Origin of the sequence: Pseudomonas sp. AD21 (assembly GCF_002878485.1) — a bacterium.
In the GTDB taxonomy this organism is placed as follows: domain Bacteria; phylum Pseudomonadota; class Gammaproteobacteria; order Pseudomonadales; family Pseudomonadaceae; genus Aquipseudomonas.
The window spans coordinates 189,987-197,302 of record NZ_NQYG01000005.1 but is presented as its reverse complement, the minus strand read 5'-3'; the positions used below and the strand labels follow the sequence as shown (position 1 = coordinate 197,302).

Annotated in this window: 4 protein-coding genes; 3 read left to right on the top strand and 1 reads right to left on the bottom strand. The window is 61.1% G+C overall.

Going from position 1 to position 7,316, the window contains the following annotated elements; genetic code table 11:
* Positions 1-1,804, bottom strand: a 1,804-nt coding sequence (locus PseAD21_RS05185) for a retention module-containing protein (RefSeq protein WP_146011258.1), incomplete at its 3' end; no start/stop codon positions are given.
* A 355-nt stretch (positions 1,805-2,159) separates the two neighbouring features.
* On the opposite strand from PseAD21_RS05185, the gene PseAD21_RS05180 reads away from it, so the two are divergent.
* Genes PseAD21_RS05180 through PseAD21_RS05170 form a run of 3 tightly spaced genes read left to right on the top strand, consistent with a single transcriptional unit; the run spans position 2,160 to position 7,068 of the window.
* Entirely contained in the window at positions 2,160-3,512 is a 1,353-nt protein-coding gene (locus PseAD21_RS05180; protein ID WP_102354765.1) for a TolC family outer membrane protein, read from the top strand.
* A gap of 42 nt (positions 3,513-3,554) precedes the next feature.
* Complete coding sequence (locus tag PseAD21_RS05175; protein WP_102354764.1) at positions 3,555-5,711, top strand: type I secretion system permease/ATPase; 2,157 nt, start codon at positions 3,555-3,557, stop codon at positions 5,709-5,711.
* Positions 5,701-7,068: an HlyD family type I secretion periplasmic adaptor subunit gene (locus PseAD21_RS05170; RefSeq protein ID WP_102354763.1), complete on the top strand. Its 1,368-nt coding sequence runs from the start codon at positions 5,701-5,703 to the stop codon at positions 7,066-7,068. Before PseAD21_RS05175 ends, PseAD21_RS05170 begins: the two co-directional genes overlap by 11 nt.
* The last annotated feature ends 248 nt before the right edge of the window (positions 7,069-7,316 follow it).

The following is a 7,316-nucleotide window of genomic DNA, read 5'->3' as shown; positions in this document are numbered from 1 at the left end:
TCACAGGCGCGCCAACGGTGGCGGTGTAAGTGACGGTGCCACCTTCAGCGACCGAGGTATCGGCAGTCAGTTTGACGGTCGAGGTGTCGATGGTATCGGTGACTTCGGTGACCGCCGCAATGGTGCTCGGCACCAGGTTCTCGAAGTTGCCGCCGGTGGTGCCGGTGATGCTGACTTCGACTTTGCCGGCGTCTTTATAGACGTCGTCGGCAGGCGCCGGGACGGTCACGGTGCCGGTGGTTTTGCCGGCTTCGATGGTGATGACGGAGCCGTTGCTCAACGTCACGGTCACCGGAGTCCCGGCCGGGTTGGTGAGGGTTGCGGTGTAAACGATCGAACCGCCTTCAGCCACGGTACCGGTGGCGGTCAGCGACAGGTTGGTGGTGTCGACGGTGTCGGTCACGGTGGTGGTCGCTGGCGTCGTGTTCGGCACCAGGTTCTCGAAGTTGCCGCCGGTCGCGCCGGTAATCGTGGTGCTGACGGTGCCACTGTTGTTGTAGACGTCGTTCGGCGCGGTTGGCACGTTGACGGTGCCCGTGGTCTGGCCAGCTTCGATGGTGATGGTCGAGCCGTTGGACAGGGTGACGGTCACCGGCGTCTGCGCCGGGTTGGTCAGGGTCGCGGTGTAAGTGATCTGACCACCTTCGACCACGCTGCCAGTGGCGGTCAGGGTCAGGTTGGTAGTGTCGATCGAATCGGTGATGGTGGTCACCGCCGGTGTCGGGTTCGGCACCAGGTTTTCGAAGTTGCCGCCGGTGGCACTGGTGATGATGGTGCTGACGGTGCTGCCGTTGTTGTAGACGTCATTCGGCGGGGTCGGCACGTTGACGGTGCCTGTGGTCTGGCCGGCTTCGATGGTGATAGTCGAGCCATTGGACAGGGTGACGGTCACCGGCGTCTGGGCCGGGTTGGTCAGGGTCGCGGTGTAGGTGATCTGACCGCCTTCGGTGACGCTGTTGCCAGCGGTCAGGGTGACGGTGGTGGTGTCGATGGTGTCGGTGACCTGGGTGGTCGCCGGAGTGGTCGGCGGGGTCACGGTGATGCCGTTGCCGCCAGTGGTGCCGGTGACGGTCACGTCGATCTGGGTCGGGTCGTTATAAACGGTGTCGTTCGGTGCCAGTGGCACGTTGACGGTGCCGGTGGTGGAGCCGGCCGGAATCACGATCACCGAGCCATTGGACAGGGTGATGGTCAGGTCGGTCAGCGGCGCCTGGGTCAGGGTCGCGGTGTACACCAGCACGCCGCCGGCTTCGGTGATGGTCGGCGTGGCGCTGAGGCTCAGGGTCGACTCACGCAGGGCGTTGGTGGTGGTGTCGGTGGTCTGGCCGCCGGTGATGTTTTGCGCTGCTTGTGCGCCGGAGTTGATGCCTGCAGTCGGGAAGCCAATGGTCGGATCAACGCGGCCAGCGGTGGCGTCGAGCATCACGAAGCTGTGACCGCCACCGGCGGCACCGCCAGTGCCTGCGGCGCTCGGGCCGGCAGCGGTAGCATCCAGAGCGGTGGTCGGGTCGACACCGGCGGCGATGGCCTGCTGCAGTTCTGCTACAGAAGGCGCGGCTTGCGCAGTGGCTTCAGCCAGGTCAGCGCTGGAGTCGGGCGCATTGGCGCTCCACTGGGTCTCGCGGCCCAGATCCAGGGTGCGGCCATCAGCCAGTTCCAGCGATACGGCGCCGGAGAGGCCGGTGTCGATCTGGTCGCCGACGAACAGGCGATCGCCTTCAACGAGCACGCGGCGTACACCCTCGGGGGAGACCACGAATACCTGACCGACAATGCTTTTGACGATGGCAACAACACTGCTCATTGAAGACTCTCCGGGTGTTACGTTCAGTTGACTTCCATAGCCTGATGGCTTTGGCGCCGATTCAGTCTGGACGTACTTTAAAAATTTGCGAATCAAGTTTGACGCGACTCTCGTCAATAATTTGGCTAGATTTTTTCGCTATTAACTTTATGCCAAACTATTGACCTTCTGGGTGCCATCCTAAACAATCGTCCCAGTAATGTCACATTGATATTTATGCGGCGACCTGTCCTTCAGCGTGTGATCCAGTTCCTATTTTGAACTTTCCGACATACGGTCATTCCGGTTGCCATCATCCGACGCAGCGCCACGTTCTGCTGTGATTCAAGACAAGAAGTTCTGGGAAATACCTATCATGCGTTCGCCCCTGTTCCTGGCTGTACCCTTCGCTCTCGCCGCCTCTTTCGTCCAAGCACAATCCTTACCAGAAGCCATGCAACAGGCACTGGATGTCCATCCGGAGATCCAGGCAGGGGTCAACAGTCGTTTGGCGGCGGATTATCAGTTAAAGGCTGCCAAAGGTGGATACCTGCCCAAGGTCGATCTGCTGGGCGGTTATGGTCGTGAAGGTACCGACAGCGTGACCACCCGCGCCAATGGCGGGAGCAACCACTACGAAACCCTGAACCGCGGCGAGTCAAGTTTACGTCTCTCGCAAATGGTTTTTGACGGTTTTGCGACGTCCAGCGAAGTCGGGCGTCAACAAGCCACCGTCAACTCCCGCGCCTACTCGTTGCTCGGCACTTCCGAGCGCACCGCGCTGACCGTTGCCCAGGTGTATCTGGACGTGCTGCCCCGCCGCGAATTCGTGCGTCTGGCCGAAGAAAATCTTAAGAGCCACCAGCGCATCTATGACCAGATCCAGCTGCGCACCCAGCGCGGTGTCGGCAGCGGTGCCGACCTCGATCAGGCTGAAGCGCGGATGGCTCAGGCGCGCAACAACCTGATCACCGAACAGACCAACCTTGCCGACTCCGAGACCAACTTCCTCAGCGCCGTCGGCCAGATGCCTGACCAGCTGGAGCGTCCTGCACCGTTCATGGCGATGATGCCGGCCAACCTCAATGAAGCCCGCACGCAGATGCTGGAAAACAGCCCGATCCTGCGTTCGGCCGAGTCCGACATCGCCGCGGCCGAGAAGCAGTACGAAACCGCCAAGTCGACGTTCTACCCGCGTTTCGACGCCGAACTGGGGCGCACCGCCGACAACGATCTGGACGGCCAGAACGGTCACAACAACGAATGGCAGGCGATGCTGCGCATGCGCTTCAACCTGTATTCGGGTGGCAGCAACAAGGCCGATCTGGAATCCAAGTCGTACCTGTCGAACCAGGCACTGGACATCCGCAACAACGCCTTGCGTCAGTTGAACGAAGAACTGGGCCTGGCCTGGAACGCCCTGAACAATGCCAACGCCCAGGTGCCGATCGCTCAGCAATACGTTGATCACAGCACTGCAGTGCGCACCGCCTACCAGCGTCAGTTCAGCCTTGGCGAGCGAACCCTGCTCGATTTGCTCGACAGCGAAAACGAGTTGTTCACCGCTTCGCGTCGTTTGGCCGAGATCAAGAACATTCAGTTATTTACTCAGTATCGAATCAAGGCGACCATGGGCGAGTTGCTCAGAAGCCAGGGAGTGGTCGCACCATTGGCATCCGTCGTGCAGAACGATGTGAAGCCGAAGGTCCAACTGCCCGGTATGAATTGAGCAGAACCTTCATTGTTCAATTGTTAGCCAAGAGTGCCGAGCGTGGAATCAGAAGTCAGTCGAGTTCAACTCATTCATGATCCGCGCGCGATGCACGACGATCCGTTACTGGATGGTCTGCTCGCTCTGTGCATGCTGCACCAGAAACCCGCCAGCGCGGCGATGCTGACCACCGGTTTGCCGCTGCCCAAGCAACGCCTGAGTGTCGAGTTGCTGCCCCGCGCAGCGGCTCGCGCCGGCCTGCAGGGCCGGGTGCTGCAACGCAAGCTGGAAGAGATTCCGGCGATTGCCATGCCGGCGCTGTTGCTGCTCAAGGATGGCCGCAGTGCGGTCCTGCTCGGCTGGCAAGGCGAGAACGAAGCCCGGGTGCTGCTCAGCGAAAGCGACGGCGGCGAATCGGTGGTCAGCCGCGAACTGCTGGCCGACGACTACACCGGCAAAGTGTTCTTCGCCCAGCCGCAGCACAAATTCGACGTCAACCACGGCACACTGATCCCGCGTGCGCGTTCGTGGTTTCGCGACACCCTCAAGCGTTCCCGCTGGCTGTATGCCGACGCGATCGCCGCCAGTTTCCTGATCAACATCATCGCCATGGCCGCGCCGCTGTTCGTGATGAATGTCTACGACCGCGTGGTGCCGAACCAGGCCGAAGCGACCCTGTGGGTGCTGGCGCTGGGCATCACCGGTGCCTACATCTTCGACTTGGTACTCAAAAGCCTGCGCAGCCTGTGCCTGGATCTGGCCGGCAAGAAAACCGACCTGATCATCTCCGCCACGCTGTTCGAGCGCATCGTTGGTATGGCCATGAAGTACCGCCCGGCGCGGGTCGGCAGCTTTGCGCAAAACATCCATGAGTTCCAGAGCCTGCGCGACTTCCTCGCCTCGCTGACCCTGACCAGCCTGATCGACCTGCCGTTCACCATCCTGATCTTCATCGTCATCGCCATTCTCGGCGGGCATCTGGTGTGGATTCCGGTGCTGGCGTTCCCGATTGCGCTGTTGATCGGCTATGCGCTGCAGAAGCCGCTGGTAGCGACCATGGAGCGCACCATGGCCCTCGGTGCCGAGCGGCAGTCGAGCCTGATCGAAACCCTCGCCGGCCTCGACGCGGTCAAGGTCAACAACGCCGAAAGTGAACGCCAATACCAGTGGGAACAGACCATCGGCACCCTCAGCCGTCTCGAGTTGCGGGTGAAAATGCTCTCCGGTCTGGCGATGAACATCACCCTGCTGATCCAGCAACTGGCCGGGGTGATCATGATCGTCTTCGGCGTGTACCAGATCATCGCCGGCAACCTGAGCATGGGCGGCCTGATTGCCTGCTACATGCTCAGTGGCCGCGCGCTCAGCCCGCTGGCGTCACTGTCCGGTCTGCTGACCCGCTACCAGCAGGCGCGGGTGACCATGACCTCGGTCGACCAGATGATGGAGCTGCCGCAGGAGCGCAATTTCGAAGAGCGTCCGCTGAGCCGCAAGGTGCTGCAGGGCGCGATCGAGTGCCGTCAGCTGAACTTCACCTACCCGGAACAACAGAACCCGGCGCTGAAAAACATCAACCTGGTGATCCGTCCCGGCGAGAAGATCGGCATCATTGGCCGCAGCGGCTCAGGCAAGAGTTCGCTGGCGAAACTGCTGGTGGGCCTGTATCAACCGGACGACGGCGCGTTGCTGGTGGACGGTGTGGATATCCGTCAGATCGACGTCAGCGAGCTGCGCTACAACATCGGCTACGTGCCGCAGGACATCCAGCTGCTGGCCGGCACCCTGCGCGACAATCTGGTCTCCGGAGCACGTTACGTCGAAGACGAACTGGTGCTGCAAGCCGCCGAACTGGCCGGTGTCCATGAATTCGCCCGCCTGCACCCGCAAGGCTACGAGCTGCAAGTCGGCGAGCGCGGGCAGAATCTGTCCGGCGGCCAACGGCAGAACGTCGCACTGGCGCGGGCTCTGCTGCTCAACCCGCCGATCCTGCTGCTCGATGAACCGACCAGCGCCATGGACAACACCGGCGAAGAACGCCTCAAGCAACGCCTGGCCGCCGTCGTTGAAAACAAGACCGTGGTGCTGGTGACGCACCGGGCCTCGCTGCTGTCGCTGGTCGACCGTCTGCTGGTGGTCGACCGTGGACAGATTCTCGCCGATGGCCCGAAAGCCGCCGTGATGGAAGCGTTGAAGAAGGGGCAGATCAGTGTTGCTTAAGTCGGGTGTCAAAGAGTCGATCCGTCGCTACTTCAAGGGTTCTGCCTCGCTGCAGGGCCAGCCGCTGCCGGAGGTCAACAAGGCGCTGATCGAGGACGCCCCGCGCGTCGTGCGCCTGACCATCTGGGCGATCATCGGCTTCTTTATCTTTCTGCTGCTGTGGGCCAACTTCGCCGTGATCGACGAAGTGACCAAGGGCGACGGCAAGGCGATTCCATCGTCGAAGATCCAGAAAATCCAGAACCTCGAGGGCGGGATCGTCTCCGAACTGTTCGTCAAGGAAGGTCAGATCGTCGAGGCTGGCGCACCGCTGATTCGCCTCGACGACACGCGATTTGCTTCCAACGTCGGCGAAACCGAGGCCGATCGACTGTCGATGCTGCTGCGCGTCGAGCGTCTGAGCGCCGAGGTCGATGACCGTCCGCTGAATTTCCCTGAGGACGTACTCAAAGCCGTGCCGGGCCAGGCAAAAAGCGAAGAGTCGCTGTACATCAGCCGCCGCCAGCAATTGCACGACGAGATCGGTGGTTTGCAGGAGCAGTTGATCCAGCGTCAGCAAGAGCTGCGCGAGTTCAGCTCCAAGCAGGCGCAGTACCGCCAGCAACTGGGCCTGCAACGCCAGGAAATCAACATGTCCGAGCCGCTGGTGGCCCAGGGCGCGGTATCGCCGGTGGAAGTACTGCGGCTCAAGCGTGCCGAGGTGGAAACCCGTGGTCAGCTCGATGCAACCACGCTAGCCATCCCGCGCGCCGAATCGGCGATCAAGGAAGTGCAGCGCAAAATTGATGAAACTCGCGGCAAATTCCGCAGTGAAGCGCTGACCCAACTCAACGAAGCCCGCACCGACCTGAATAAGGCCCAGGCCACCGGCAAGGCGCTGGAAGACCGGGTCAGCCGTACGCTGGTCACCTCGCCAGTGCGCGGCATCGTCAACAAGTTGCTGGTCAACACCATCGGCGGGGTGATCCAGCCGGGCAGCGACATGGTGGAAATCGTACCGCTGGATGACACCTTGCTGGTCGAAGCCAAGATCCGTCCGCAGGACATTGCCTTCCTGCACCCGGGGCAGGAAGCGATCGTGAAGTTCACCGCGTATGACTACACCATTTACGGTGGACTCAAAGCCAAGCTCGAGCAGATCGGTGCCGACACCATCACCGACGAAGACAAGAAAACCACCTACTACATCATCAAGGTGCGCACCGAGCGCAGCCACCTGGGCACCGATGAAAAGCCGCTGCTGATCATTCCGGGGATGGTTGCGTCGGTGGATATCATCACCGGCAAGAAGTCGGTGTTGAGTTATCTGCTCAAGCCGATCATCCGGGCGCGGGCCGAGGCGTTGCACGAGCGGTAGGTCTTCGGCGCTGCTGACGGCCTCTTCGCGAGCAGGCTCGCTCCCACATTGGATCGTGACCGAGCACAAAATTTTCGGTCACTGGAGATCAACTGTGGGAGTGAGCCTGCTCGCGATAGGGCCAGCCAATTCACCACACATCTGTCAATAAGTGACACAAATCGTCACTCACCAAACCGTCCATTCCTCACCATCCGCCATATCGTTATTCATTAACGGTATTTAATTTCAAGTTCTTATAGCTTTAA